Origin of the sequence: Butyricicoccus sp. AM78-15b2TA, from assembly GCF_027665985.1 — a bacterium.
GTDB classification, from domain to species: Bacteria; Bacillota; Clostridia; order Oscillospirales; family Butyricicoccaceae; genus Agathobaculum; species Agathobaculum butyriciproducens.
Window position 1 is genome coordinate 138,402 of record NZ_JAQEHY010000003.1, and the last position, 24,801, is coordinate 163,202.

Below are 24,801 nucleotides of genomic sequence, written 5' to 3' on the forward strand. Positions count from 1 at the left end.
TCCGCTTGCTTATTCGCCCTGAGACTCAGGAGCGATATCGATCTTGCAGCCGGTCAGCTTGGCAGCCAGACGCGCGTTCTGGCCTTCCTTGCCGATGGCGAGGGACAGCTGATCATCCGGAACGATGACGCGGCAGGACTTGTTGTCCGCCTGCATGGTGGCATTGATAACATCAGCCGGAGCGAGTGCCGCAGAAACGAACTGCGCCATATCCTCGTTCCACTTGATGATATCGATCTTCTCGCCGTTCAGCTCGCCGGTGATGTTGGCAACACGCGCACCGCGGGTACCAACGCATGCACCGATCGGATCGACGTTCTCATCGTGAGAAACAACAGCGATCTTGGTGCGATTGCCTGCCTCACGCGCGATGGACTTGACCTCGACGATACCGGAGTGGATCTCCGGCACCTCCAGCTCAAACAGACGCTTAACCAGACCCGGATGGGTGCGGGAAACAACGACCTGCGGGCCGCGGGTGCCGCGGCGAACCTCGATGAGGTAAACCTTCAGGCGCTGACCCTCGGTCAGAACCTCACCGCGCACCTGCTCGGAAGCGGCCAGAACAGCCTCGCTCTTCTCGCCGCCGGAAACAACATCCAGATAAGCAGTGCCGGAGCGCGGATCGATGCGGGCAACCACGCCGTTCAGGATCTCGTGCTCCTTGCTCTCGAACTCGGAGATAACCATGCCGCGCTCTGCCTCGCGGATGCCCTGGATGATAACCTGCTTTGCAGTCTGGGCAGCAATGCGGCCGAAGGACTTGGTCGGGATGTCGATATCAATGATATCGCCTACCATCGGGTTATTCTTGTACTCAGCAGCCTCCTCGAGAGTGATCTCCTCGTACGGCTCGTACAGGTCCTCCGCCTTGACAACCGTCTTGCGGACAAACATGTGAATGGTCTTCTTGTCGCGGTCCGGCTCAACATAAACATTGTCGGTCATGCCGTCGTTATCGCGCTTGTAGGCGGTGATCAGCGCCTGACCTACACGGTCGAGCATATAGTCTACCGGAATGCCTTTTTCCTTTTCCAGCTGTTCCAGCGCGTCAAAAAATTCTGCGTTAACCATTTTTTCCAACTCAGCTCCTTCTTATATCTCTACCGCCAGTCGAACTGCGGCAATGTCTTTGGGTTCGTATACAGTGGTCTCGCCGTTCACTTCCAGCGTTACAGCGCCGTTGTCATAGCCGGCGAGCGTGCCCTCGATCTGCTTCATACCGTTCATCGGCTTGTAGAAGCCGACTTCGACGGTCTGACCCATGAACGCCTGGAAATGCTCCGGGCGCTTGAGGCGGCGCGACATACCAGCCGAGGAAACACACAGCGTGTAGGACGGCATATCGTCAAATTCCTTTTCATCCAGCATGGGATCGAGTGCGCGCGAAACCTGCTCGCACTGGTCGATATTAACGCCTTCCGGACGATCCACGGTGACGGTCAGCATGTACTGTCCGCCCTCTTTTTCAAACTCCACATCCCACAGGGAAACACCAGCCTGTTCACACAAAGGCTTTACCAGTTCCTCTACGCGGGCTACGATCTGCTTTGCCTGCAAAGCCGTCCCTCCTTACTGAAAAATTTTCTCCGAGCAAAGCGTAAGGAGTGGCACTTGGCCACTCCTTACGGTTACTTATCATCTTACACTGATAGTATATCACGCATTGCCGTACATTGCAAGCGTTTTTGCAATAAAAATATCCGTTTTTACCGTGAAAATGCACAAATTTAGGCGTGTGAGCCGCAAATTTTGCGGATTAGCGGCTGCTGCCGTGTCTCAGCTCATGCAGGATGCACAGTCCCATGGCAAGGATGGGCAGCAGGATGCGCAGACTGAGGAAGCCCATCGGGTCTCCGAAATCGATGTTTGCATCTAACACCATTCCAATAAACCAGCCTAATATGGTGAGTATGGTTGCTTTCAGGTACATAATCTCTATCTCCTTTTTATTTACTTCAACTGCCAATTACTTAAATTCACGCCAGTTAAACGAATCCAATAAATCTTCCATGTCATTTCCATACTGAATATAATCTGTTAACATTTTAGATTTATAGTTAACCATACTTGAAAGTGCAGAAGTGTTTTGCGGATTTTTCGAAAAGGCAATATACACTGATTTCAAAGAGTTATACTGATTAACAAAGTCTTGATAATATCCCAACAGCGAATCTTCTAAGTAGCCATAATTTCCATTATCATCACGCAATGTCTCTATCATGCGCTTATTGCGTTCCAATAATTGAGCCTGCAGAGATATTTCCTCAGAAGCATCGTAGGACGTATTAGCAAATATATAATTCAGCCACAGATCAGCCGAAGATAAACAGTAGTACATATTATGATTTAATTTATATGCCACTGTAACAATTTCTGTGAAATCATCATAAATCGAAATCGTCTGCGTATTGCGGTCGTAGCCGATATCCGCGCCGAACGCATTGGACACCGCACGAATCGGCACGTAGGTCGTGCCGTTGTAGATAAACGCCTCGACCGCTTTACCGTTGGCGTCTGTCATGTCGATTGCTTCGTTGTTAAATTCCACATTGACGCCGGACGTGACGGCAATCGTCTTACGATAGGTGTTCGCCGCATAGGATGTGGTCAGAAACAGGGCAAACATCAGGATGATTGCGGGGATTCTCTTTTTCATATTGTGACCTCCCTTCGTTTGTTATAGTATACCAAACAATTCCTTATATTTCAATGCTATATTATCCAATCAGCACAAAAGCCGTCCGGCATTTCTGCCGAACGGCTTTGCTATTCCGTTTATATCTCAACCGACTGCACACCCGGAATGTCCTCCTGCAGCCGCAGGAAATCCGCTTTATCGAAATGCCGCGGTATGGCGATATACAGCACAATTTTTACCGAATTGCCTTCCTTCCGCTTGAGATTGATCTCGCGCACGGTGATTTTCCTCTGTGCCAGCCAATCATACAGACGCACAAGTTCGCCTTTGCCGTCTGTCCGACCGACCGCAAGCTCGGTCACCTGCATTTTTTTCTCGCCGCTCGACACCGCGCAGCAGCACGCAGACAGCCGCAACAAACAGATTATTTGAATATTTTTCGGCATACGCAAGTCCCTCTCGAATAAAAACTATCGCTCAAACGACAGATACCGCGTCCCTTGGAAGGTCAGTCTGCCGGTATCACCCTCTGCAAGCATACCATATTCCGAGCCGGAAACATGGAACTCCATCCGGTCCCCGCTTTCCACCTGAAACGTGACATAATAGGTCGTGCTCGACGTTGTGTGGAAGCCGTGTGCTCCGCTCATGTCGCCTGCATTGGCATGCTGGTGATGTGATACATCTGTCCGCTTTGCAACGATTACCGCCGGTACGGTCAATCTGGGCGAATTGTTGTTCTTATGCCATGTGCTTATCCCCTGTATGATTGAAAAAATGATGATGCCAAATACGACAATAAACATGATGGGGACGATGAAGCTCAATATATCAAACATCTGCATTGCAAACATCTTCCGGCCCTCCTTCGGCGTTCCAATTTTCGATCGGACAATTTACGTTCTACCTACATAGTATCATAGGTATTCCAAAAAGGCAAAAAGAAAAAGGTTATCCAATAAGCACGCTACTGGATAACCTTTTTAGGATCATTTTTCTGTTTTGGAACAGATCGAGTCGTCAGAAGTTAAAATTTAACTTACTTAACCAGCTCGATGATCGCCATTTCAGCTGCGTCGCCACGACGCGGGCCGGTCTTGATGATGCGGGTGTAGCCACCGTTGCGGTTAGCGTACTCCGGAGCGATCTCAGAGAACAGCTTAGCAACAACAGCTTCCTTGGTTACGAAAGCCATAGCCTGACGGCGGGATGCCAGGGTGTTCTTCTTGCCCAGGGTGATCATCTTCTCAGTCAGCGGGCCTACTTCCTTGGCACGAGCGAGCGTGGTCTCAACCTTGCCGTTCTCCAGCAGGTAGGTTACCAGCGCACGCAGCATAGCCATACGGTGATCCGTAGCACGGCCGAGCTTGCGATTGTTAGCCATGTGAGTTTACCTCCAAATTAAAGTAAAGCGGCGGCGCGGTAATCGTACCGCCGCAACAGTTCAAGTAATTCCTCTTTGAAATAATCAAGTATTTTCGTTCACAGCAAGGAAGAAGCGCGTGCCGCGTACAAAGGTACGCAATCGTGCTTCTGACGAAGCTGCGGGCGGAAAGACGCAGATTATTCTTCGGACTTGGCGAGGTGGAGACCCATTGCCTCCAGCTTGCCGATAACCTCTTCCAGGGACTTGCGGCCCAGGTTACGAACCTTCATCATGTCCTCCTCAGAGGTGTTGATGAGGTCCTCAACCGTGTTGATGCCTGCGCGCTTGAGGCAGTTGAACGAACGCACGGAGAAGTCAAGCTCCTCAATGGTCATTTCAAGCACCTTATCGTGCTGCGCTTCAGCCTTTTCAACAACGGTGGACTTGGAGCCGATTTCCTCGGACAGGTCTACGAACAGATCGAGGTGGTCGCGCAGAACCTTCGCACCGAGCGAAACCGCATCGCGTGCGTTGATGGTTGCATCGGTCCATACCTCGAGTGTCAGCTTATCATAGTCGGTCAGGTCGCGTACACGGGTGTTTTCAACCGTGTAGTTTACCTTGTAAACCGGCGTGTAGATCGAATCCACCGGAATGACGCCGATGGAGGTCTGATGCTGCTTGTTCTTCTCAGCCGGAACATAGCCGCGGCCGGAAGTCATCGTGATCTCCATGGACAGACGCGCGTCGCTCATCAGGGTAGCGATGTGCAGATCCGGGTTGAGGATCTCAACCTCGCCGTCTGCGTGGATATCGCCAGCCTTGACCTCGCCCTCGCCGGCGGCCTCGATGTAGACCGTCTTGGGACCATCACAATGCAGCTTGGCAATAATGCCCTTAACATTCAGCACGATTTCGGTAACGTCTTCCTTAACGCCCGGAATCGTAGAAAACTCGTGCTGCACACCAGCGATCTTGATGCTGGACGCTGCCGTGCCAGGCAGAGACGACAGCAGGATGCGGCGCAGAGAGTTGCCCAGCGTGGTGCCGTAGCCGCGCTCAAGAGGCTCTACAACGAACTTGCCGTAGGAACCGTCCTCCGCGAGCTGTTCACAGTCAATACGCGGTTTTTCGATTTCGATCATGTGGTACCCTCCTTCACGTTGGTTGGAAACTTAAGATAGAACAGGCGAAGCAGACGCCGCGCCTGTTCCAAAAGCGAGGGTCTATTATTTCGAGTACAGCTCGACGATGAGGTGCTCGGCAACATCATAGTCGATGTCGTCGCGTGCAGGCATCGCAACGATCTTGCCCTCGAAGGAATCGTTAGCCTTCTCGATCCACTTCGGGCAAGCCTTCTTGCCGTTCTCTTCCAGCAGAGACTTGAACTTGGTGGTAGAACGGGACTTCTCGGAAACTGCAACTACGTCGCCCGGCTTAACCTGGTAAGACGGAATGTTAACGCGCTTGCCGTTTACGGTGAAGTGTGCATGGTTAACCAGCTGACGAGCCTCACGGCGGGTGTTAGCAAAGCCCATGCGGAAAACTACGTTGTCCAGACGGCGCTCGAGCTCCTGCAGCAGGATCTCACCGGTGATGCCCTGCTTGCGCTCAGCCTTCTCGTAGTAAGCATGGAACTGCTTCTCGAGTACGCCGTAGATGAATTTTACCTTCTGCTTTTCGTTCAGCTGCATGCCGTACTCGGACTGCTTGCGGCGGCTCTGCTTGGGCTGACGCTTCGTGGACTTGGAGTAACCAAGTACCGCAGGGGAAAGACCAAGCGTCTTGCAGCGCTTGAGAACGGGCTGGGTATTCTTAGCCATTTATTGGTTCCTCCTCTATTAAACTCGACGACGCTTGGGCGGACGGCAGCCGTTGTGCGGGATCGGGGTTACGTCCTTGATCATGGTAACCTCGAGGCCAGCGGCCTGCAGTGCACGGATTGCAGCCTCACGGCCGGAACCCGGGCCCTTAACGTATACTTCAACAGTCTTCAGACCGTGCTCCATTGCAGCAGCAGCAGCGGTTTCAGCCGCAGTCTGAGCAGCGAACGGAGTGGACTTACGCGAACCGCGGAAGCCCATTTCGCCGGAGGAAGCCCAGGAAATAGCGTTACCGTTCAGGTCGGTAATGGTAACGATCGTGTTGTTGAAAGAGGAACGGATATGTGCCGCGCCCTTTTCAATGTTCTTGCGCTCACGACGACGAGTACGGGTCGCAGCGCCCTTCTTCTGTACCTTAGCCATTTATACGTTCCCCTCCTTACTTCTTCTTGTTCGCAATGGTCTTCTTCGGGCCCTTGCGGGTACGAGCATTGGTCTTGGTGCGCTGACCGCGAACCGGCAGGCCGCGGCGATGGCGCAGGCCGCGGTAGCAGCCAATCTCAACCAGACGCTTGATATTCAGGCCGATCTCACGGCGCAGGTCACCCTCGACGTTGTAGTCGCGCTCGATGACTTCACGCAGCTTAGCAGCCTCTTCTTCGGTCAGGTCCTTAACGCGGGTATCCGGATTGATACCGGTCTTAGCAAGGATCTCGTTGGACGTTTTGCGGCCAATGCCGAAAACGTAGGTCAGGCCGATCTCCACGCGCTTCTCGCGGGGAAGGTCAACACCGGCAATACGTGCCATACTATTATAACCTCCATAGTTACACACTGAGGCGTGTTTGCAAACACAGTATAGGAGCCGCCTCCGCTCCTGCAGCGCCGCACTCGCCGTGCGTGCTTGTCGTGCTCGCGTAAACCATGATCCGCACCCCTGGGTGCGCATTTATTCGATGACTGCTGAACAGTCATCATAAAAACCCGCGACATGTGCGTGGGTTTTTATACCTTGACTCAGCCGCCTAGGGCGACGTCATTTCGGTATCCAGTGCAAATAAATTGCACTGGGATAATCAAGCATGATCGTCTGAGACGAGGCACGGACGAGCGCCGCGTACAAAGGTACGCAAACGAGTCCGTAACGAAGTATCAGGCGGTCAGGCGCAGATTAGCCCTGCTTCTGCTTGTGCTTCGGGTTCTGGCAGATAACCATAACCTTGCCCTTACGGCGAATGATCTTGCACTTCTCGCAGATCGGCTTTACAGACGGTCTTACCTTCATGTTATTTTACCTCCATCAAATTTTTTGGTGGGATGGGACACCGGAAACCTGTCCGGCGACCACTGGCGCGCAGGTCACATGCGTACCTCCGCCCGCTTTTTATCTTACTTGGAACGCCAAGTGATACGACCGCGGGTCAGGTCGTAAGGCGACATCTGAACGGTGACCTTGTCGCCGGGAAGAATGCGGATAAAGTTCATACGGAGCTTGCCCGAGATATGCGCCAGAATCTTATGGCCGTTGGGAAGCTCTACCTGAAACATTGCATTGGGCAGCGCCTCTACGACGGTACCCTCGAGCTCAATCACATCATCTTTTGCCATTGTGGTTTATCCTCCTCGGTCAATTTGCGTTCTCGTCCCCTGTCCAGAGGGCGAGCGCCTTGCGGATCTCGCTGTTTGTCAGCCGGCTTTCGCTTTGTAGCTTAAGCCGTGTGCGCTCGTCGCATGGGCCCTGCAGGCTCACATGCTTGCGGCGCTTGCGCTTCGGGTTTTCGGCCCGGCGCGCACGTCCGTTCGCCAGCAGAAGAAAATCCCCCTCCTCTGCGACGACCAGCATCAGCTGTCCTCTGTCCCTTCCGGTCAGCGACAGCACAATGTCGGCGGTACGAATCTCTGCCATTACAGCACTTCGCCGTCGATATTCGTAAGAATCTCCGGCTCTCCATCCGTAATAGCGATGGTGTTTTCGTAGTGAGCGGACAGCTTGCCGTCCCTGGTCTTAACCGTCCAGCCATCCGGCAGGACCTTGACCGTGTAAACACCCACATTGACCATCGGCTCTACCGCGATGACCATACCGCGCTGCAGGCGAATGCCGTGGCCCGGTTTGCCGTAGTTCGGAACCTCCGGGCTCTCGTGCAGCGCAGCGCCTACGCCGTGACCGACGTAGTCGCGCACGACAGAAAAGCCGTTGGCCTCGACGTATGCCTGAACGGCTGCGCCGATATCCGATACGCGGTAGCCCTCACGGGCAAATTTAATGCCTTCAAAGAAGCTCTGACGTGTTACAGCGATCAGCTTTTTTGCCTCTTCGCTTACCTCACCGCACGGAACCGTGCAGGCGCAGTCGCCGTGGAAACCGCCGATGTATGCACCAACATCAACCTTAACGATATCGCCTTCCTTGACAACTGCATGCTTGGAAGGAATACCGTGGATGACCTGGTCATTCAGCGATACGCAGGCGCTGCCCGGGAAACCGCCGTAGCCGAGGAAGGACGGCTTGGCGCCGGCATCCTCAATCGTCTTGCGGACGATGCGGTCGATCTCCCAGGTGGTAACACCCGGCTTTACGGCGTCTGCCGCCGCCTTACGCGCAATAGCGGTAAGGCGTCCGGCAACACGCATTTTTTCAAGCTCTTTTTCCGTCTTGATATGAATCATATTACAGACCCAGCGCCTCTACTGCAAACTTTTCGGTAGCGGTGATGCCCTGCGCACCATCGATGCTCTTGAGCTTGCCCTGGGCTTCATAGTAGCCCTTGAGCGGCTCAGTCTGCTCATGGTAGGTTTCAAGACGATGACGAACGACCTCAGCCTGATCATCGCTGCGGATGACCAGCTTATCGCCGCAGATGTCGCAAACGTCCTTCACGCGCGGCGGATTTGCCTCAACGTGATAGGTTGCACCGCAGCGCAGGCAGACACGGCGGCCGGTCATGCGCTTTTCGATGACGTCGTCTGCAACCTCAAGGGACAGAGCGCAGTCGATGTGAGCAATCTCGTCGAGTGCTTCCGCCTGCGGAATCGTACGCGGAAAACCGTCGAGGATGAAACCGCTCTTGCAGTCGCGCTTAGCGATACGCTCCTTCAGCATGCCGATAACCACTTCATCGGGTACCAGCTTGCCGGCATCCATATACTCCTTAGCGGACTGGCCGAGCGGAGTATTGTTCTTAATCGCTTCGCGCAGGATGTTGCCGGTGGAAATGCTCGGTACACCCATCTGCTCGATCAGGTAAGAAGCAAGCGTGCCCTTACCGGCGCCCGGAGCGCCCAGCAGAATTAAATTCATTTGAACACAGCCTCCAGAATTATTCCAGGAATCCCTTATGATGACGCATCAGCATCTGTGCTTCCATCTGCTTCACCGTATCAAGCGCAACGCCTACTACGATGATAACCGAGGTGCCGCCCAGTGCTACGTTGCTCAGGCTGGAGTTTACTGCGCCTACGATCAGCGGGAGCAGTGCTACAACAGCGAGGAACAGCGCACCAACGAAGGTGACCTTGCCGAGTGCCTTGGTGATGAAGTCGCTGGTCGGCTTGCCGGGACGGAAGCCCGGGATGAAGCCGCCGTTCTTCTTCAGGTTGTTGGCGATCTCGATCGGGTTGAACTGGATGGATGCATAGAAGTATGCAAATGCGAGGATCAGCAGTGCGTACAGTACAATGTAGAACACGCTGGTCTGAGAGAACAGGTTAAGAATATGCGCACCAACCGAGCCGCTCTCTGGGTGCCAGAACATCGAAATGGTCTGCGGCAGGGACAGGATGGACGATGCGAAGATGATCGGCATAACGCCGGACGCATTGACCTTGATCGGCAGGTGGGTGGACTGACCGCCGTACATCTTGCGGCCAACTACGCGCTTTGCGTACTGAACCGGGATGCGGCGCTCTGCGTTCGACATATAAACGATGAATACAACGATCGCAAGACCGACGATAATCATTACAATGCCGGAAACGATGCCGCTCGTGCCGGTCTGGAACAGGTTAACCAGCGTACGCATGAGCGACGGACCGCGGGAAACGATACCTGCGAACAGGATGATCGAAATGCCGTTGCCGATACCCTTCTGGGTGATGTGCTCACCCATCCACATGATCAGCGCGGTGCCTGCGGTGAAAGTTACAATAATGGTTACGGCTGCAAGCGCGCCGGTGTTAGACAGCATAGTCTTGCCGCCGAAACCGTTGCGGAGCAGTGCGTAGTAGGACAGGCCCTGGAGCAGACCGAGCAGAACGCCGAGGTAACGGGTCCAGCTTGCAATCTTCTCACGGCCTTCCTCGCCGCCGTCCTTTACCATGCGCTCAAGAGCGGGGATGGCAACAGTCAGCAGCTGAAGGATGATGGATGCGTTGATATACGGGGTAATGGACATTGCGAAGATGGTCGCACGAGACAGACCACCGCCGGTGAACATATCCAGATAACCAAGCATCGAACCGTTTACCGATGCCTGCTCAAAGTACTGAGACAGGAGCGCGGTATCAATAAACGGAACCGGAATGCACGAACCAAAGCGGAAGATCAGGATGATGAACAGAGTGTACAGCATCTTCTTGCGCAGTTCGGGCATAGACCAGGCGTTTTTAAGGGTTTGAAACACCTTAAACCACCTCGGCCTTTCCGCCTGCGGCTTCGATCTTCTCCTTTGCGGAAGCCGAGAAAGCAGCTGCCTTAACGGTCAGCTTCTTGGTCAGCGTGCCGGTGCCGAGGATCTTGATGCCGTCGAGAGCATTCTTAACGATGCCGGCATTGCAGAGGATCTCTGCAGTTACCTCAGCGCCGTCTTCAAACTTCTCCAGTGCGGAAACATTGACCGGTGCGTAAGTGGTGCCGAAAATGTTGTGGAAACCACGCTTCGGCAGACGACGTGCCAGAGGCATCTGGCCGCCTTCAAAGCCCGGACGGACACCGCCGCCGGAACGGGCCCACTGGCCCTTGTGACCGCGACCTGCGGTCTTGCCATTGCCGGAACCAGCGCCGCGGCCCTTACGGTATGCCGGCTTGGTAGCGCCTGCGGCAGGCGTCAATTCATGCAGCTTCATGGGTTACGCCTCCTCTACGATTTCGAGCAGGTAACCGATCTGCTTTACCTTGCCGCGCGTCTGCGCGTTGTCCGGCTGAACGGTTACGTCATTGATCTTCTTAAGCCCCAAAGAATGAGCCGTTGCGATGTGCTTCTCCAAGCGACCAGCCAGGCTCTTTTTCAGGGTAATCTTCATGTTAGCCATTGTCAGTTACCCCTTTCTTACAGTTCTTCTACGGCTTTGCCGCGTACAGCAGCTACCTGAGCTGCGTCGCGCAGGCTCTTCAGGCCTTCCATCGTTGCGGTAACAACGTTCTGCGGGTTGTTGGAACGCAGGCACTTAGTACGGATGTCCTTGATGCCGGCAGCCTCAACTACTGCACGAACAGCGCCGCCGGCGATAACGCCGGTACCGGGAGCAGCAGGCTTGAGCAGAACGCGGCCTGCACCGAACTCGCCGATAACCTCGTGCGGGATGGTGGTGCCCTTCAGAGAAATCTTAACGAGGTTCTTCTTGGCGTCCTCGATGCCCTTGCGGATAGCGTCCGGAACCTCGGAAGCCTTGCCGAGGCCGAAACCAACGGTACCCTTGCCGTCGCCTACTACGACCAGAGCTGCGAACTTGAAGATTCGGCCGCCCTTGACGGTCTTGGCAACGCGGTTCAGCGCTACGACGTTCTCGGAGAACTCGTCCTCACGCTTATCGTTTCTGTTAAACTGAGCCATGTTTTACCTCCTCCCGATTAAAACTGCAGGCCGCCCTCACGGGCGCCATCTGCGAGCTCCTTCACGCGGCCGTGGAACACATAGCCGCCGCGGTCAAACACGACAGCCTCAATGCCCTTAGCCTTGCAGCGCTCGGCAACGATCTGACCAATCTTCTTGGCTGCTTCCTTGTTGCCGCCGTACTCGGTAAAGCTCTTCTCTGCAGTCGAGGCGGATACGAGGGTTACACCGGCTACATCGTCAATAACCTGTGCATAGATGTTCTTTGCAGAACGGAATACGTCCAGACGGGGACGCTCAGCGGTGCCGCTGATCTTAGCGCGTACGCGCTTGTGGCGCTGAAGGCGCGCCTTGTTGGAATCCTTCTTCGAAACCATTTATTTTCGCCTCTCCTTTCCTTACTTCTTCTTAGCGCCGGTCTTGCCTTCCTTGCGGCGGACATACTCATCAGCGTAGCGAATGCCCTTGCCCTTATAGGGTTCCGGCGGACGCTTCTCGCGGACTTCCGCTGCAAACTGGCCAACCTTCTGCTTGTCAGGACCGGAGATGATGATCGTGTTCGGGTTCGGAACGTCGATCGTGATGCCCTCTACCTCGCTCATGGTAACCTGATGCGAGTAACCGAGGTTCATAACCAGATCCTTGCCCTGCTTAGCGACACGGTAACCAACGCCCTGAACGCTCAGCTCCTTCTTGAAGCCATCGGTAACACCAACAACCATGTTGTGAACCAGGCTGCGGGTGAGGCCGTGCAGTGCGCGGTTGTGCTTGTCGTCGTTCGGACGGGTTACGAGGATTTCGTTGCCCTCTACCGCGATGGTCATGTTCGGATGAAATTCGCGGGTAAGGGTTGCCTTAGCGCCCTTCACGGTAACAACGCTGCCGTCAATCTTGACTTCAACGCCGGCCGGGATGGCAATCGGCATTCTACCAATACGAGACATTGTTTATACCTCCCTTACCATACAAATGCGAGAACTTCACCGCCGACGTTCAGCTCGCGAGCCTTCTTGTCGGTCATGACGCCTCTGGAAGTGGAAACGATGGCAATACCAAGGCCGCGGAGTACCTTCGGCAGCTCCTGTGCGCCAGCGTATACACGCAGGCCCGGCTTGGACACACGCTTGATGCCGGTGATAGCCTTCTGGCGGTTATCAACGTACTTCAGTGCGATGCGGATAATGCCCTGGGTGTTGCCCTCTACAACCTCGAAAGACTTGATGTAGCCTTCGTCGAGCAGGATCTGGGCAATAGCCTTCTTCATCTTGGATGCGGGTACATCCACACTGGCATGACGAGCATTGCCAGCGTTGCGGATACGAGTCAGCATATCCGCGATAGGATCAGTGATCTGCATAAAATGCTCTCCTTTAATATAAGAAGTTTGGGGGTAGTGCAGCAATCGAGCGCCGGTGGGTTAATCCGGTTCTGATTTGTCTGTTTGCCCTCCACTTTTCTTTACACTGTTCGTGGCCCTTCCACGGACAGCGGCGGGGATAAAAAATCGCCGGTCCAGTACTCAACCAGACCAGCGTTAATTATAGCACGAGAAACCAATGGCTGCAATCGGAAAAAGTGCTGATTTTTACGCAGTTTTAGCCTGTTTTGCAGTCAAATTGCTTGATTACCCGGTATAACGGCAGGTCGGCCGTTTTTGGACCGCACCAGGGACCACGCCGGGAAAATCCGGTTGATGGCCGATGGGCGTGCGCAGGAGAAACTCCTTTGCGCGGCAATTCGGTTACGCATTTGCGCAACTGTAATTAGTATACACTACACCGGGTGTATCGCGCAAGTGTTTTTTTCAAAATTTCTTATTTTTTTGAGATTTCTTTTTCGATGGGATTTCGCCTGCGAGGCGAACGGAACTTGCCTGCCCGGCAGGGGCACAAGAAGGAGAGAACCAAGGTTCCCTCCTTCTTGTGAATCATCCTTCTTCCTATTTAGCACGGCGAAATTTGCAGAGCTGAGACTATAAAGGAACGGCAGAGGATCTTTTCTTCCGCATGGTCGCACTTCGTGCGCCATGTATCCGCATATCCGCAGTATCAGATACCATTCTGCTACACAGACCAGAAAATCTACGCTGGGTGCGGCACAATAGTGCCGCACAATTCGTGAGCGCGTTGTTACAGACAGGGCCTGCGAAAATAACTTGTACCAAACGCCTAATCCGTAGGTGCCGTGCGCAAACTCCAGATTAACGAATTGCACAACACGGTCATGTTGCGCCTGCGTAGATTTAACCGTATGTGTAGCAGTACGTTATCTGACACTGCGAATCGGTTGAGAAAGACACGGAAGAAAAAATCCTCTGCCGTACTCTTATTTTCGAAGCGGTCGCCGCTCTCCGATTTTCGCCGAGTTAAGAAATAAAGGAAACTGGAGTCCCAAGAGGATAGAAACCTTGGTGTCTATCCTTTTGGACCCCCAGCTAAGGGTTAGCACCCATTCATCATTCTTTAGGAAACCGCAAAGTAATGCAAGTCCCCTCGCCGAGTACACTCTTCAGCTCAACCTCCGCACGATGCAGTGCCGCACCATGCTTGACAATTGAAAGCCCCAGTCCGGTGCCGCCGGTCATCTTGCTGTGGCTCTTATCCACGCGGTAGAACCGCTCAAACACGCGCTGCTGGTCTGCCGGCGCGATACCGATGCCGGTATCCGCCACCTGCACGAACGGCCGGCCGTTCTCTGTGCCGGTCACAAGCGTCACTCTGCCCTGCGGCTTATTATAATTGATGGCGTTATCCGTTAGATTGAAGATCATCTGCTCAAGCGTGCGGCGCTGACCGGAAACCGCAGCCGGTTCTCCCTCGATGCGCAGCGCGATGCCCTTGCCTGCTGCCTTGCTCTGCAGGCGGTCGCGCACAGTATCACAGAGTGCGGACAGCTCCACCGGCTCAAAGGACACCGTTTCTCCGCCTTCATCCAGCCGGGACAGATGAATGATATCCTCGATGAGCGCCAGCAGCCGCTGCGCTTCCGTGCGGATCTTGCCCGCAAACGGCGCCACGTCCTCCGGCTTGGCAATGCCGCCCGCGATGATCTCCGCGTAGCCCATGATGCTGGTCAGCGGCGTTTTCAGCTCGTGTGACACGTTGGCGGTAAATTCCTGCCGCTGCTGCTCGGCACGCTCGCGCTCGGTAATATCCACGATCAGCAGCACGGCGGCGTGCCATGCGCTGTTCTCCTCCACCGAGCTTGCCGTAAGTTCATAAATGCGGCCGTTCCGCTCGAGTTTTCCGCGCGCGCCTTTGCCGTCGAGCGCCTGCTCGACCACCTGAATGTAATTCGCATCGCGGCACAGCGTCAGATAGCTGCCTTCCGCACTGTCATGCGGAAACAGCGCCCGCGCAGCGTGATTGGCGAACAGAATCATGCCCTTGCCGGAAAACAGCACCAGACCTTCATCCATACGAGCCGTAATGTCGTCAAACTCAGCCTGACGGCGCTGCAGCTCGTCCATCTGCGCCTGAATTTTGCGGTTCTGCTTGTCCATACGGTGCAGCAGCGGCGACAGCTCGTCATAGGCTTTGCCCTTCATCGGATCATGCAAGTCGAGTGCTTCGATCGGCTTGAGGAACAGACCGGTCAGCCAGCCTGCCAGCACAGCTGCAACCAGCAGCGTCAGCAGGATGATCAGCACAATCCACGGTGACGCATTCGACAGTGCACCGAACACGCTGTCCGCAGTTGCGGAAATGCGCAGAATATCGCCGTTTTTCAGACGGACCGCGTAATAAAACGTCTGCTCAGCGAAAGTTTCGGACAGACGGTTGTCCTCGCCCGTGCCGTTCTGCTCTGCCGCCGCAATCTCCGGACGGACGGCGTGGTTCTCCATCTCGGAGGCATTCGTGCGATTGTCGTACAGCACCGTGCCGTCCTGCTCGACCAGCGTCAAACGGTCGGCGTACACCGAGCCGAACTTCTCCAGCTTCTCCCCGATATTATCCACCGCAGACAGGTAGCTGCTCTCCGTCACCAGCCGCTGCCGCATGTCATTGGTCAGACCGGCGTGAACTGCCAGCAGCAGCAGCCCGGTCGTCAGCAGCAGCGTGACAAGCGACGTGAGAAAAATGCTGCCGAATACGCGCTTTCTCATGTGTGCTCTCCCATGCGGTAGCCGACACCGCGGACAGTTTCGATCAGCGCACCGTCTGCGCCCAGCTTTTGCCGCAGCGTGCGGATATGCACATCGACCGTGCGGGTTTCGCCTTCATTATTATAGCCCCAGATATTCTCGAGCAGCACATCGCGCGTGAGCACAGCACCGCGGTTTTTCATCAGCAGGCACAGCAGCTGGTACTCCTTGAGCGTCAGCTGCACCTCCTGCTCGTTAACGAATACGGTGTGGGCCCGCTCATCCACACAGATGCCGCCGGCTACCAGCGGACGCGGCTCATCCTTGTCCTGCATATCCTCGGTGCGGCGCAGGACCGCACGAATGCGCGCAATCAGCTCCATCATGCCGAACGGCTTGGGAATGTAATCATCCGCACCGGTGTCCAGACCGACTACCTTGTCGTACTCCGTGTTTTTCGCAGTCAGCAGAATGACCGGAATCTTCGCCGTATCCGGCGCTGCGCGCAGACGACGCAGAATGGTGATGCCGTCCTCGCCGGGCAGCATGATATCCAGCAGAATCAGCTGCGGCTTGCATTTTTTCAGAGCAGCCGTCAGCGCCGCACCGTCCTCGAAGCCGTCAGCCTCAAAACCGGTGTTGCGCAGCGTGTACACCACCAGTTCGCGGATACCCGCATCATCTTCCACACAGTATATCATATGTTACACTCCGATTTCTGTCAGCGCGCCGCCGCTTCCGCGCCGTGCATTGCGCTTTTATGCGAGCCGGTGATGGAAAACTCCACCCATTCGGCAATATTGGTCGCGTGGTCGCCGATACGCTCCAGATACTTGGCGATCATCAGCACATCGAGTACGCGCTCGCCGTCCTCCGGGTTCTGCGCGATCTCCGCGATAAGGTCGCTCTTGCACTCGTCGAACAGGCGGTCTACCACATCATCATATTCAATAACGCTCCATGCAAGGGTCAGGTCACGGCGGACAAACGCATCCAGGCTGTTGGTCACCATTTTAATGGTTGCCTGCGCCATCTGGTCGATATGCGTGTTGTGACCGCACGCACCGGACAGATACGTTACAATCTCCGCAATATCGCTTGCCTGATCGCCGATACGCTCGATATCCGTGATCATTTTCAGCACGGAAGAGATCAGACGCAGATCGCTTGCCACCGGCTGCTGCTGCAGCAGCAGCTTGAGGCACATGGACTCGATTTCGCGTTCTTTGCGGTCGATCTCCTGATCGATGCGGATGGCGGCCGCCGCCAGCTTGATATCGCCCTCAAGCAGAGCCTTTACCGCACTGGCGATTGCGTTTTCGCACAGTGCTCCCATCGAGATCAGCTCATTGTTCATCTCCGCAAGCTGATTGTCAAAACGGTTTCTCATTAGCCGAACCTCCCCGTAATGTAGTCTTCCGTGCGCTTGTCCGACGGCATGGAGAACAGCTTTTCGGTGTCATCCACTTCGATCATGTCGCCAAGCAGGAAGAATGCGGTCGTATCCGAAACACGGGTGGCCTGCTGCATATTATGCGTTACCATAACGATAGTATAATCCTTTTTGAGCTCGAGCACAAGGTCCTCGATCTTCGCGGTGGAGATCGGATCAAGCGCAGAGGTCGGCTCGTCCATCAGCAGCACCTCCGGGTCTGCGGCAAGCGCACGCGCGATGCAGATACGCTGCTGCTGACCGCCGGACATGGACAGCGCGGATTTTTTGAGGTTATCCTTGGTCTCCTCCCAGATAGCGGCACGCTTGAGCGAAGTCTCGACGATCTCGTCAAGCTGCACACGGCTCTTGATGCCGTGCGTGCGCGGACCATAGGCGATGTTATCATAAATCGACATCGGGAACGGATTCGGCTTCTGGAATACCATGCCGACACGGCGGCGCAGCAGATTGACGTCACAGTTCTTGTAGATATCCTGACCGTCAAGCATGATGTCGCCCGTGATACGGCAGTTTTCCACCAGATCGTTCATGCGGTTGAGCGAACGCAGCAGCGTAGATTTGCCGCAGCCGGACGGTCCAATGAATGCAGTGATCTCCTTCTCCTTGATATCCAGATTGATATCGTACAGGGCGTGAAAATCACCGTAATGCAGATTCATATTGTGAATTTCGATCTTATTTTCCATGTTCATTCTCCATTTACTTCTTGGTCAGCTTTTTCGCTGCCAGAGCGGAAAGCGTATTCATCAGCAGGACCACCAGCAGCAGAACGACTGCGGTAGCATTTGCCTCGTTCATGTGCAGCGCCTCACCCGAGAGCACATACATGTGGATGGCCAGCGTACGGCCGGACTGGAACAGATCGGGAATCTGGGCCATAGTGCCTGCGGTAAAAATGAGCGCCGCGGTCTCACCGACAATGCGGCCGATACCAAGGATAACACCGGACAGAATGCCGGGACCCGCAGCAGGCAGCACGATGCGGAATACCGTGCGCAGACGTCCGGCGCCCAGACCGAACGAGCCTTCGCGGTAGGAATCCGGAACCGCTATCAGTGCTTCCTCAGCGGTACGCATGATGAGCGGCAGGATCATGATCGCCAGCGTCATCGCACCGGCCAGCAGCGAGTATCCCCAGTGCAGCCTGGTGACGAAGAACAGCATGCCGAACAGGCCGTACACAATGGACGGAATGCCGGAAAGCGTCTCGGTCGTGATGCGGATGACGTTTACCAGCTTGTTGCCGCGCTTGGCGTACTCATTCAGGTACACGGCGGTGAACAGGCCGAGCGGCACGGCCAGCAACAGTGCCAGCGCGGTCGTTTCAACCGTAGCGAGGATGGCAGGCATCATCGAGACGTTCTCAGAGGTATAATTCCACTGAAACAGCGACGGCTTGAGATGCGGAATGCCCGTCACCAGAATATAGCCGAGCAGGAACAGCAGCACCGCAAAGGTCAGCACAGCCGCGCCGTACACCAGACCCTTGAGCACAGCCGCAGATGCGGCGCCGTGCACCTTTCCGGTCTTTGCCTGTACGCGCACTGCCGGTTTTGCAGCAGAGACAGCTTCTCTTGTCATGCTTTCTTCCTCCTTTTGAGAACCGAGAATGCCAGATTGATGAGCAGAATGAATACGAACAGCACAACACCGGTCGCAATAAGCGCCTCACGGTGCAGGCCGGTGGCGTAGCCCATTTCGAGCACGATGTTTGCCGTCATGGTGCGAATGCCCTTGAGCATACTGCCGGTCAGCCGCGGCTGGTTGCCCGCTACCATGATAACCGCCATGGTCTCGCCGATGGCGCGGCCGATGCCGAGCACGATGCCAGCCAGCACGCCGGACTTGGCAGCCGGTACCATAACCGTGAATATGGCACGCTCATGCCGTGCGCCCATGGCGACAGCGCCCTCGTAGTAGCTCATCGGAACCGCACGCAGCGCCGCTTCGGACACGCCGATGATGGTCGGCAGAATCATAATGCCGAGCAGGATGGACGCCGCCAGAATGGATGAGCCGGAGATATCCGCGCCGAACACGCCTGCCACCGCACGGACTGCCGGTACGATAATGACCATGCCGAAGAAGCCGTATACGATGGACGGAATACCGGCCAGCAGTTCGGTGCACGGCTTGAGCAGACCGTACAGCTTTTTCTGGCAGTAGAATGCCATGAATACCGCGGTCAGCAGACCGATCGGCACGCCGATAACGATCGCACCGGCGGTGATGTACAGGCTGCCGAGGATCATCGGCAGGATGCCGTAAATGTCGTTGCCCGGCTTCCACTTCGCGCCTGTGAGGAAGTCCAGCAGGCCAATCTCCTTCATGGCAGGCACACCGTTCGCAAACAGGAAAATACAGATGAGCACCACCGCAAAGATGGAGGTCAGCGCACAGAGAAAAAATACCATGTGCATCAGGTTTTCCCGAAGTTTTTTCATAAATCTATCTCCTATACAGGCACAGGGCGAATCGCTTCGCCCTGTTTTATCAGTCTGTGAATTCGCTTACGCGAGGTCGCCCCAGTCGGTGATGTCGCCGACATAGATACCCTTGATCTGATCCATAGACAGGTCGTCAATGGTGTTCGCCGGGTTTACGACTACTGCGATGCCGTCAAGTGCGATGGCGGTGCCGGTAAGCTGTGCAGCCTCGTCGTCCTTCAGCTCGCGGGATGCCATGCCGATGGCAAAGGTGCCGTCCATCGTGCCGGTCATGCCGGAGGTGGAGTCAGAGGTCTGCAGGTCGATACTTGCGTTCGGGTTTACAGCCTTGTACGCCTCGATCAGCTTCTCCATAACCGGGGATACCGAGGAGGAACCGCCGACTGCGATCTGTCCGGAGGAACCGTCGGAAGTAAAGGCTGCTGCATTGTCGTCAACAGCGATGTACTTGTTATCGGTTACAACAGCCTGACCTTCCTTGGAGAGGATGAAGTTGATAAAATCCTTGGCTACGCCGGTCGGCTCGCCCTTGGTTGCAATATTGAACGGACGGGACAGCTTGTAGGTGCCTGCCTTTACGTTATCTACGGTAGCTTCTGCGCCGTCTACCTTGACAGCCTTTACGGTGTCGTTCAGCGCACCGAGGGAAATGTAGCCGATAGCCTTCTCGTTGCCTGCTACGCTGGTCAGCACAACATCGGTCTTGTTGGCGATCTCGGCATCCGCGGTGGTATTGTCGATCTTCTCGCCTGCGTCGTTCTTCTCCTCTACACCAGTCAGTTCGATGAACGCGCCGCGCGTACCGGAACCATCCTCACGTGAGATAACGGTGATCGCACCGGATACGCCGCTGTCATTACCGCTTGCCCGGGAATCGGAAGAGGAGCTGCCGCCGCAGCCGCTCAGTGCACCGGTCAGCATCAGTGCTGCCAGAAGCATGGAAATGCTCTTTTTCATAATTTGTTCTCCTTTTACATTCGTCTTCGTTTTTTGTTACAAGATTATCTTACGGAAGTTTTGTAAAATGCAAAAGCGAGAGTTCGTTAAGTTTAAGTAAAGTGTGTGTTTTCGAGTAAAATCTATGTTAAATCGAGGTTTTCGCCTGCGATTCAGCGGGAGTTGCGCTCTGCGGAGCGCAGGAACGTGCGGCGCCCGCCGCGGGGGCAAAAAGGAAGGACAACCTGCGGTTTTCCTTCCTCTTTGAACTTCTACCTTTCCCTTGCTTCCTAATCTGGCGCAGATTACCTACATGTGACCGCTGCGAAACAGGGGTACGGCAGAGGATTTTTTCTTCCGTGTTTTTCGCAACCTGTTCGCAGGGTCGGATAGTGTTCTGCTGCACAGGTCGGCTACTTCCAGCAGGCGCGGCATGACAGTGCCGCGCAAACCGTTTGCGAGTGCAAATCAGCTATAACCGCAGGATTTGGATAATCTGCACAGGTAAAAATGTTGCGCGACACGGGTATGCCGCGCTCTGCGTAGAGTAAACCGTCTGTGTAGCAGTACGCTGTCTGTGAACTGCGAAAAGGCGGAGAAAGACACGCAAGAGTAACCCGACTGCCGCGTCCTTTTCCTGCTTACGCAGTCTACCATCTGCACCCAAGCTATCCCAACAAGGGAAAGGTAGGAGTTCAAAGAGGAAGGGAAACCGCAGGTGTCCCTTCCTCTTTGCCCCCGCGGCGGGCGCCGCAACGTCCCCGCCGTCCGCAGGCGGCGTACTCCCCTCGCTGAGGTTAAGCGAAAACTCCCCGCCCGTTAGGGGCGAACACGCTAACGCGGTTCGTGTGCCCCGCTGAGTCGGTGCCGAGAAAAAAAGAGAACCCTCTCACGAAGGTTCTCTAAAAAATCAGGTTTTTCGTTTTCGGAAGTACCCGAGGTACATAACCGCTGCCGCCATGCTCCAGAAATACGCCATCATATACGGCACCTCGAAGATATTCTCGAAGTAGCAGTGCACCAGCACGCCGCACATGCCTGCGAACATGGAAACCGCCAGCACGCGCGTGCGGTCGCCCTTGGTGTAGCCGGTACGACCGATCGAGCGCAGGCTCCACAGCACCAGACCGAACAGCAGCAGGATAAAGAACGCCAGACCGAGATAACCCATCTCGACCAGCGTTTTCAGATAATAGTTATCCATGTAGAAGTAGGAGAAATCCTTGGTCTCCTCGATGACCTTGTTCTGCATGGCAACCGCGCCGCCGAAGCGGCCGAGGCCGAAGCCGAGCACCGGATTGCTCTCCTGCAGCAGCTTAAGACCCTTGGACCAGCGAATAACACGACCTGCACGGCGGCTTGCCGCAAGGTAATCCGCGGTAAACAGATAGGTAATGCGGTTCGCAATAGACGGGATTGCCAGCAGTGCACCGACACCGGCCACGCCCATCAGCGCGATCAAACGACGATCCAGAAAGATGGCGAAGATCACAACAGCTACTGCCAGACCGCCCCAAGCACCCTTGGAAAAGGTGAAAATGCAGCTCAGGCACATCATGCCGGTCGCGCAGATAGCCAGCACCTTGACCCACATTTTACTGCTGTAATATGCAAGTCCTGCCACCATCGGGGCAAACAGCACCAGCAGACTGCCCATGATATTCGGGCTGCCGGTGAGCGAGTATACACGCGTACGCACGCTGGCCTCAGTCTGGGAGACCCAGCTCGACGGGATCGGCGCGGCTACGATATACTGATAAATGCCGTGCGCCGCAATGCAGAGCGCCATCGCGACGAGCGCACCGTAGAATACCGCGAAATCGCGGTCGTTTTCAATCAGGCGGGTGACAAGGAAGAACCAGAACAGGTACTCCACAACCGCACGGTAGCCCGCTACCGCGATGTGCGTATTCGGTGAAACCGCACACATCAGGAAAAAGCCGACCGCGATGAACAGCAGCAGATAGGCATCCACCGGCGTAGCACGCGAGCCGAGCGGCGCACGCTTCATCGCCATGTGCCACAGGATGTACGCAAATGCAGCAAGCATCAGGCACTCATCCCACACGGACGCCACAAACGACGGCAGATAGCCGGCGTCCGACACCCAGCGGACAGCGGAATCGAGCGGCAGATACATCGCCAGACAAATGAGCAGCAGACCGCGCATGCCGACGAACCTGCAGGCTCTGCCGATCAGGCCGCCGCCTGCGACACGCTCGATCGGCCGCCAGACGGCAAGGCAGATGCGGTAGATCAGGCTGTTTGCCGCAATTCCGCCCAGTTTTTCGACAAACCGGCGCAGCGCTGCCAGAATCCGCGCATAGGTGCTGTTCGCCGCTGTACATATCGGTGCCGCACAGAATTTATTCCACAGACGGCAGAATACCGCGCCTGGGTACGCCTGTCGGATACGGTTAAAGAATCCCGCGATAGCGCCCTCGTGGTACCATGCGCGCAGACACATCAGCAGCCGCACGAACAGACTGTTTTCAAATAACGCTTTCATAGGCTTTAATTATCCGCAATATCGACCGAATCAATGTTGCCGGTCGTCTCAAAATCGTTGGTCTTTACAATGAATGTACGGCCTGCGCGCACCTCCTGCGTACCGATGGCCGGTGCAGGCGTGCCCTTGGAAACCTTGGTCGTGATGGTGAATACCAGATCCTTCTTCTCCGGATCGGTTGCCGTTACAATGCGGCCGTCAGCGGTGGTAACCTGCTGATTGTAATCATCGATCTTCATATCGGTGATCTGCGCATTGACATAGCTGTTGCCGTTTACCAGCGACTTGCCTACCTGACTGTTGCGCTGCACCTCGTTTACCAGGAACGGCGTTGCACCGCGTACGCGGACGGTCATCGTCAGGGAGACCTGCGGAGACGCAACCTCCTTGATCTGCTTGGCAAACAGCTTGTAGCCGACACCCGCTACGACAGCGATCGCAGCGACCAGCACCAGCAGATCGACAACATTGATGATGCCGAACAGCTTGCCCTTTTCGTTAATGATCTTCATAAATTTCCTCCGTTGGCAAATGAATTTCGTGTTTCACTGTGTCATTATACCATAGAGCGACTGAAAAGTTAAGTGTTATCTTTGTGAAGCAGCAAGTCTGCCAGAAGTGACCGAAATTCCACCCGGTCGCTGCCTGTTCTGCTCTCACCTGCCGCCTCCTCGCAGGTGATGGAAAACGCCGTACACCACCATGCCGCACGAGGACTCTGCGGCGCAAACGCCGACCAGAACAGCACATAAACCGCTGTCAGCACTGCCGCGAGTGCCTTTCTATCCTGTTTCTGCATAACAAAACCGCCTTTCTGCATCCGGTGTACCCAGTATGCCCGAAAGGCGGCTTTCTATACCGTTTAATTGCAGGTTTCGGTCAAAAACGTATCCGCGAAACGGCGGCGCAGCATTTTCGCTGCCGTTTTGGCGCGGCTCTCATCCGAGAACAGGCCGTACACGGTCGGACCGGAGCCGCTCATCAGCGTACCGTCCGCACCGTTTTCTGCGAGAAACGACTTGATTTCGCCGATCTGACGGCGTTTTGCCGCCGTAACGGTCTCCATCACGTTGGACAGGTACGCGCACACGCCCTCGTAATCTCCCTGATCGAGTGCGGCCATCATACCCTTGTTGTCCGGATGCTCGAGGATATCCACGCTGTCGATTTCCTGATAGACCTCCTTGGTCGGCACCGCAAACGGCGGCTTGCACAGCACGACCCAGCAGTGCGGCATATCGGGCAGCAGGCTCAGCTCCTCGCCGATGCCCTGCGCCAGCATGGTGCCGCCGCGCAGGCAGAACGGCACATCGGCACCCAGTTTAAGTCCCATCTCGCACAGCTCGTCGTCGGTCAGACCGGCTGTATGCAATGCGTTGAGCGCACGCAGTACAGCCGCCGCGTCCGTCGAGCCGCCTGCCAGACCTGCCGCAACCGGAATGCGCTTTTCGATATGAATCTCGCAGGTTTCGAGTAGTGCGCCAGTCTCCTTGTAGAACAGCTCCGCCGCACGGTACGCCAGATTGCGCTCGTCAGTCGGCAGAAACGGCAGGCTGCAGCTCAGCACGATGCCGCGCGGCTTTTTCTCGCCGTGAATGGTGGTAACGCGCACGGTATCGTGCAGTGCGATCGACTGCATGACCATCTCCACCGTGTGGTAACCGTCCTCCCGCCGTCCGGTGACGTCGAGCGTCAAGTTGATCTTTGCACGGGCACGAACGGTCGTATCCGCGTGTGTAATTTCCTGCTTTCTTCCAAAAAACATGTT

General features: G+C 55.4%; 34 protein-coding genes. All 34 read right to left on the reverse strand.

The features are described 5' to 3' along the window. Window positions 1–9 precede the first annotated feature (9 nt). Complete coding sequence (gene nusA / locus PGS25_RS04420) at window positions 10–1,074, reverse strand: transcription termination factor NusA (protein ID WP_110435381.1); 1,065 nt, start codon at window positions 1,072–1,074, stop codon at window positions 10–12. Between the two features lie 21 nt (window positions 1,075–1,095). Next, a complete protein-coding gene (rimP, locus tag PGS25_RS04425) occupies window positions 1,096–1,560 on the reverse strand; it encodes a ribosome maturation factor RimP (RefSeq protein WP_242988106.1) in 465 nt (154 codons plus the stop codon). 199 nt (window positions 1,561–1,759) lie between these two features. After that, window positions 1,760–1,933 carry a hypothetical protein gene (locus tag PGS25_RS04430; RefSeq protein ID WP_270417819.1) on the reverse strand — a complete coding sequence of 58 codons (174 nt, stop codon included), beginning with the start codon at window positions 1,931–1,933 and terminating at the stop codon, window positions 1,760–1,762. A gap of 36 nt (window positions 1,934–1,969) precedes the next feature. Further along, window positions 1,970–2,659, reverse strand: coding sequence for a copper amine oxidase N-terminal domain-containing protein (locus tag PGS25_RS04435; protein WP_270417820.1), 690 nt, complete (start codon window positions 2,657–2,659; stop codon window positions 1,970–1,972). A gap of 119 nt (window positions 2,660–2,778) precedes the next feature. Continuing rightward, on the reverse strand, window positions 2,779–3,087 hold the full coding sequence (locus tag PGS25_RS04440) for a hypothetical protein (RefSeq protein WP_270417821.1): 309 nt from the start codon (window positions 3,085–3,087) through the stop codon (window positions 2,779–2,781). Window positions 3,088–3,111: 24 nt separating this feature from the next. Continuing rightward, window positions 3,112–3,495, reverse strand: coding sequence for a DUF2500 domain-containing protein (locus PGS25_RS04445; RefSeq protein ID WP_442861173.1), 384 nt, complete (start codon window positions 3,493–3,495; stop codon window positions 3,112–3,114). Window positions 3,496–3,680: 185 nt separating this feature from the next. Next, window positions 3,681–4,025 (reverse strand): 50S ribosomal protein L17, encoded by a 345-nt coding sequence (gene rplQ, locus PGS25_RS04450; RefSeq protein WP_110435384.1) that lies wholly within the window; start codon window positions 4,023–4,025, stop codon window positions 3,681–3,683. 179 nt (window positions 4,026–4,204) lie between these two features. Next, window positions 4,205–5,152, reverse strand: coding sequence for a DNA-directed RNA polymerase subunit alpha (locus PGS25_RS04455; protein WP_110435385.1), 948 nt, complete (start codon window positions 5,150–5,152; stop codon window positions 4,205–4,207). A gap of 84 nt (window positions 5,153–5,236) precedes the next feature. Next, window positions 5,237–5,830, reverse strand: coding sequence for a 30S ribosomal protein S4 (rpsD, locus tag PGS25_RS04460; RefSeq protein WP_110435386.1), 594 nt, complete (start codon window positions 5,828–5,830; stop codon window positions 5,237–5,239). An 18-nt stretch (window positions 5,831–5,848) separates the two neighbouring features. Beyond that, the gene (gene rpsK, locus PGS25_RS04465; protein WP_031472201.1) at window positions 5,849–6,253 is read right to left on the reverse strand and encodes a 30S ribosomal protein S11; all 405 of its coding nucleotides are present in this window, start codon (window positions 6,251–6,253) and stop codon (window positions 5,849–5,851) included. Window positions 6,254–6,269: 16 nt separating this feature from the next. After that, window positions 6,270–6,638: a 30S ribosomal protein S13 gene (gene rpsM, locus PGS25_RS04470; RefSeq protein ID WP_031472203.1), complete on the reverse strand. Its 369-nt coding sequence runs from the start codon at window positions 6,636–6,638 to the stop codon at window positions 6,270–6,272. Between the two features lie 363 nt (window positions 6,639–7,001). After that, on the reverse strand, window positions 7,002–7,115 hold the full coding sequence (rpmJ, locus tag PGS25_RS04475; protein WP_031472205.1) for a 50S ribosomal protein L36: 114 nt from the start codon (window positions 7,113–7,115) through the stop codon (window positions 7,002–7,004). 104 nt (window positions 7,116–7,219) lie between these two features. After that, window positions 7,220–7,438: a translation initiation factor IF-1 gene (infA, locus tag PGS25_RS04480; RefSeq protein ID WP_110435387.1), complete on the reverse strand. Its 219-nt coding sequence runs from the start codon at window positions 7,436–7,438 to the stop codon at window positions 7,220–7,222. Between the two features lie 19 nt (window positions 7,439–7,457). Further along, window positions 7,458–7,736: a KOW domain-containing RNA-binding protein gene (locus PGS25_RS04485; RefSeq protein WP_110435388.1), complete on the reverse strand. Its 279-nt coding sequence runs from the start codon at window positions 7,734–7,736 to the stop codon at window positions 7,458–7,460. Next, window positions 7,736–8,500, reverse strand: a complete 765-nt coding sequence (gene map, locus PGS25_RS04490) for a type I methionyl aminopeptidase (protein WP_110435389.1) — start codon at window positions 8,498–8,500, stop codon at window positions 7,736–7,738. Before map ends, PGS25_RS04485 begins: the two co-directional genes overlap by 1 nt. A 1-nt stretch (window position 8,501) precedes the next feature. Beyond that, window positions 8,502–9,131 carry an adenylate kinase gene (locus PGS25_RS04495; protein WP_110435390.1) on the reverse strand — a complete coding sequence of 210 codons (630 nt, stop codon included), beginning with the start codon at window positions 9,129–9,131 and terminating at the stop codon, window positions 8,502–8,504. Window positions 9,132–9,150: 19 nt separating this feature from the next. Next, entirely contained in the window at window positions 9,151–10,452 is a 1,302-nt protein-coding gene (gene secY / locus PGS25_RS04500) for a preprotein translocase subunit SecY (RefSeq protein WP_270417822.1), read from the reverse strand. A 1-nt stretch (window position 10,453) separates the two neighbouring features. After that, window positions 10,454–10,894, reverse strand: coding sequence for a 50S ribosomal protein L15 (gene rplO, locus PGS25_RS04505; protein ID WP_110435392.1), 441 nt, complete (start codon window positions 10,892–10,894; stop codon window positions 10,454–10,456). Window positions 10,895–10,897: 3 nt separating this feature from the next. Then, on the reverse strand, window positions 10,898–11,080 hold the full coding sequence (gene rpmD, locus PGS25_RS04510; protein ID WP_110435393.1) for a 50S ribosomal protein L30: 183 nt from the start codon (window positions 11,078–11,080) through the stop codon (window positions 10,898–10,900). 17 nt (window positions 11,081–11,097) lie between these two features. Continuing rightward, complete coding sequence (rpsE, locus tag PGS25_RS04515; protein WP_054326956.1) at window positions 11,098–11,601, reverse strand: 30S ribosomal protein S5; 504 nt, start codon at window positions 11,599–11,601, stop codon at window positions 11,098–11,100. A gap of 17 nt (window positions 11,602–11,618) precedes the next feature. After that, window positions 11,619–11,978 (reverse strand): 50S ribosomal protein L18, encoded by a 360-nt coding sequence (gene rplR / locus PGS25_RS04520; RefSeq protein WP_117489843.1) that lies wholly within the window; start codon window positions 11,976–11,978, stop codon window positions 11,619–11,621. A 21-nt stretch (window positions 11,979–11,999) separates the two neighbouring features. Beyond that, window positions 12,000–12,545 (reverse strand): 50S ribosomal protein L6, encoded by a 546-nt coding sequence (gene rplF / locus PGS25_RS04525; protein WP_117489841.1) that lies wholly within the window; start codon window positions 12,543–12,545, stop codon window positions 12,000–12,002. Window positions 12,546–12,559: 14 nt separating this feature from the next. After that, a complete protein-coding gene (gene rpsH, locus PGS25_RS04530) occupies window positions 12,560–12,958 on the reverse strand; it encodes a 30S ribosomal protein S8 (RefSeq protein WP_110435396.1) in 399 nt (132 codons plus the stop codon). Window positions 12,959–14,056: 1,098 nt separating this feature from the next. Continuing rightward, window positions 14,057–15,706, reverse strand: coding sequence for a sensor histidine kinase (locus tag PGS25_RS04535; RefSeq protein ID WP_270417823.1), 1,650 nt, complete (start codon window positions 15,704–15,706; stop codon window positions 14,057–14,059). After that, window positions 15,703–16,386: a winged helix-turn-helix domain-containing protein gene (locus tag PGS25_RS04540; protein ID WP_270417824.1), complete on the reverse strand. Its 684-nt coding sequence runs from the start codon at window positions 16,384–16,386 to the stop codon at window positions 15,703–15,705. The genes PGS25_RS04535 and PGS25_RS04540 overlap by 4 nt, the downstream gene beginning before the upstream one ends. A gap of 20 nt (window positions 16,387–16,406) precedes the next feature. Next, the gene (gene phoU, locus PGS25_RS04545; protein WP_227109062.1) at window positions 16,407–17,075 is read right to left on the reverse strand and encodes a phosphate signaling complex protein PhoU; all 669 of its coding nucleotides are present in this window, start codon (window positions 17,073–17,075) and stop codon (window positions 16,407–16,409) included. Further along, window positions 17,075–17,827 carry a phosphate ABC transporter ATP-binding protein PstB gene (pstB, locus tag PGS25_RS04550; protein WP_442865236.1) on the reverse strand — a complete coding sequence of 251 codons (753 nt, stop codon included), beginning with the start codon at window positions 17,825–17,827 and terminating at the stop codon, window positions 17,075–17,077. Before pstB ends, phoU begins: the two co-directional genes overlap by 1 nt. A 13-nt stretch (window positions 17,828–17,840) precedes the next feature. After that, on the reverse strand, window positions 17,841–18,722 hold the full coding sequence (pstA, locus tag PGS25_RS04555) for a phosphate ABC transporter permease PstA (RefSeq protein WP_270417826.1): 882 nt from the start codon (window positions 18,720–18,722) through the stop codon (window positions 17,841–17,843). Beyond that, a complete protein-coding gene (gene pstC / locus PGS25_RS04560) occupies window positions 18,719–19,585 on the reverse strand; it encodes a phosphate ABC transporter permease subunit PstC (RefSeq protein WP_270417827.1) in 867 nt (288 codons plus the stop codon). The genes pstA and pstC overlap by 4 nt, the downstream gene beginning before the upstream one ends. Before the next feature lie 66 nt (window positions 19,586–19,651). After that, the gene (locus PGS25_RS04565; RefSeq protein WP_270417828.1) at window positions 19,652–20,545 is read right to left on the reverse strand and encodes a substrate-binding domain-containing protein; all 894 of its coding nucleotides are present in this window, start codon (window positions 20,543–20,545) and stop codon (window positions 19,652–19,654) included. Between the two features lie 889 nt (window positions 20,546–21,434). Continuing rightward, on the reverse strand, window positions 21,435–23,033 hold the full coding sequence (locus tag PGS25_RS04570; RefSeq protein WP_270417829.1) for an O-antigen ligase family protein: 1,599 nt from the start codon (window positions 23,031–23,033) through the stop codon (window positions 21,435–21,437). 5 nt (window positions 23,034–23,038) lie between these two features. Beyond that, window positions 23,039–23,545 (reverse strand): DUF4330 domain-containing protein, encoded by a 507-nt coding sequence (locus PGS25_RS04575; protein ID WP_110435405.1) that lies wholly within the window; start codon window positions 23,543–23,545, stop codon window positions 23,039–23,041. Between the two features lie 68 nt (window positions 23,546–23,613). Beyond that, window positions 23,614–23,832 carry a hypothetical protein gene (locus PGS25_RS04580; protein ID WP_119214600.1) on the reverse strand — a complete coding sequence of 73 codons (219 nt, stop codon included), beginning with the start codon at window positions 23,830–23,832 and terminating at the stop codon, window positions 23,614–23,616. Between the two features lie 63 nt (window positions 23,833–23,895). After that, on the reverse strand, window positions 23,896–24,798 hold the full coding sequence (gene ispE, locus PGS25_RS04585; protein ID WP_116704739.1) for a 4-(cytidine 5'-diphospho)-2-C-methyl-D-erythritol kinase: 903 nt from the start codon (window positions 24,796–24,798) through the stop codon (window positions 23,896–23,898). Between the last annotated feature and the right edge of the window lie 3 nt (window positions 24,799–24,801).

Coding starts and splice junctions, on each gene's coding strand:
- nusA (WP_110435381.1), bottom strand. CDS start 1,074: ATGGTTAACGCAGAATTTTTTGACGCGCTGGAACAGCTGGAAAAGGAA.
- PGS25_RS04430 (WP_270417819.1), bottom strand. CDS start 1,933: ATGTACCTGAAAGCAACCATACTCACCATATTAGGCTGGTTTATTGGA.
- PGS25_RS04435 (WP_270417820.1), bottom strand. CDS start 2,659: ATGAAAAAGAGAATCCCCGCAATCATCCTGATGTTTGCCCTGTTTCTG.
- PGS25_RS04440 (WP_270417821.1), bottom strand. CDS start 3,087: ATGCCGAAAAATATTCAAATAATCTGTTTGTTGCGGCTGTCTGCGTGC.
- PGS25_RS04445 (WP_442861173.1), bottom strand. CDS start 3,495: ATGTTTGCAATGCAGATGTTTGATATATTGAGCTTCATCGTCCCCATC.
- rplQ (WP_110435384.1), bottom strand. CDS start 4,025: ATGGCTAACAATCGCAAGCTCGGCCGTGCTACGGATCACCGTATGGCT.
- PGS25_RS04455 (WP_110435385.1), bottom strand. CDS start 5,152: ATGATCGAAATCGAAAAACCGCGTATTGACTGTGAACAGCTCGCGGAG.
- rpsD (WP_110435386.1), bottom strand. CDS start 5,830: ATGGCTAAGAATACCCAGCCCGTTCTCAAGCGCTGCAAGACGCTTGGT.
- rpsK (WP_031472201.1), bottom strand. CDS start 6,253: ATGGCTAAGGTACAGAAGAAGGGCGCTGCGACCCGTACTCGTCGTCGT.
- rpsM (WP_031472203.1), bottom strand. CDS start 6,638: ATGGCACGTATTGCCGGTGTTGACCTTCCCCGCGAGAAGCGCGTGGAG.
- rpmJ (WP_031472205.1), bottom strand. CDS start 7,115: ATGAAGGTAAGACCGTCTGTAAAGCCGATCTGCGAGAAGTGCAAGATC.
- infA (WP_110435387.1), bottom strand. CDS start 7,438: ATGGCAAAAGATGATGTGATTGAGCTCGAGGGTACCGTCGTAGAGGCG.
- PGS25_RS04485 (WP_110435388.1), bottom strand. CDS start 7,736: ATGGCAGAGATTCGTACCGCCGACATTGTGCTGTCGCTGACCGGAAGG.
- map (WP_110435389.1), bottom strand. CDS start 8,500: ATGATTCATATCAAGACGGAAAAAGAGCTTGAAAAAATGCGTGTTGCC.
- PGS25_RS04495 (WP_110435390.1), bottom strand. CDS start 9,131: ATGAATTTAATTCTGCTGGGCGCTCCGGGCGCCGGTAAGGGCACGCTT.
- rplO (WP_110435392.1), bottom strand. CDS start 10,894: ATGAAGCTGCATGAATTGACGCCTGCCGCAGGCGCTACCAAGCCGGCA.
- rpmD (WP_110435393.1), bottom strand. CDS start 11,080: ATGGCTAACATGAAGATTACCCTGAAAAAGAGCCTGGCTGGTCGCTTG.
- rpsE (WP_054326956.1), bottom strand. CDS start 11,601: ATGGCTCAGTTTAACAGAAACGATAAGCGTGAGGACGAGTTCTCCGAG.
- rplR (WP_117489843.1), bottom strand. CDS start 11,978: ATGGTTTCGAAGAAGGATTCCAACAAGGCGCGCCTTCAGCGCCACAAG.
- rplF (WP_117489841.1), bottom strand. CDS start 12,545: ATGTCTCGTATTGGTAGAATGCCGATTGCCATCCCGGCCGGCGTTGAA.
- rpsH (WP_110435396.1), bottom strand. CDS start 12,958: ATGCAGATCACTGATCCTATCGCGGATATGCTGACTCGTATCCGCAAC.
- PGS25_RS04535 (WP_270417823.1), bottom strand. CDS start 15,706: ATGAGAAAGCGCGTATTCGGCAGCATTTTTCTCACGTCGCTTGTCACG.
- PGS25_RS04540 (WP_270417824.1), bottom strand. CDS start 16,386: ATGATATACTGTGTGGAAGATGATGCGGGTATCCGCGAACTGGTGGTG.
- phoU (WP_227109062.1), bottom strand. CDS start 17,075: ATGAGAAACCGTTTTGACAATCAGCTTGCGGAGATGAACAATGAGCTG.
- pstB (WP_442865236.1), bottom strand. CDS start 17,827: ATGGAAAATAAGATCGAAATTCACAATATGAATCTGCATTACGGTGAT.
- pstA (WP_270417826.1), bottom strand. CDS start 18,722: ATGACAAGAGAAGCTGTCTCTGCTGCAAAACCGGCAGTGCGCGTACAG.
- pstC (WP_270417827.1), bottom strand. CDS start 19,585: ATGAAAAAACTTCGGGAAAACCTGATGCACATGGTATTTTTTCTCTGT.
- PGS25_RS04565 (WP_270417828.1), bottom strand. CDS start 20,545: ATGAAAAAGAGCATTTCCATGCTTCTGGCAGCACTGATGCTGACCGGT.
- PGS25_RS04570 (WP_270417829.1), bottom strand. CDS start 23,033: ATGAAAGCGTTATTTGAAAACAGTCTGTTCGTGCGGCTGCTGATGTGT.
- PGS25_RS04575 (WP_110435405.1), bottom strand. CDS start 23,545: ATGAAGATCATTAACGAAAAGGGCAAGCTGTTCGGCATCATCAATGTT.
- PGS25_RS04580 (WP_119214600.1), bottom strand. CDS start 23,832: ATGCAGAAACAGGATAGAAAGGCACTCGCGGCAGTGCTGACAGCGGTT.
- ispE (WP_116704739.1), bottom strand. CDS start 24,798: ATGTTTTTTGGAAGAAAGCAGGAAATTACACACGCGGATACGACCGTT.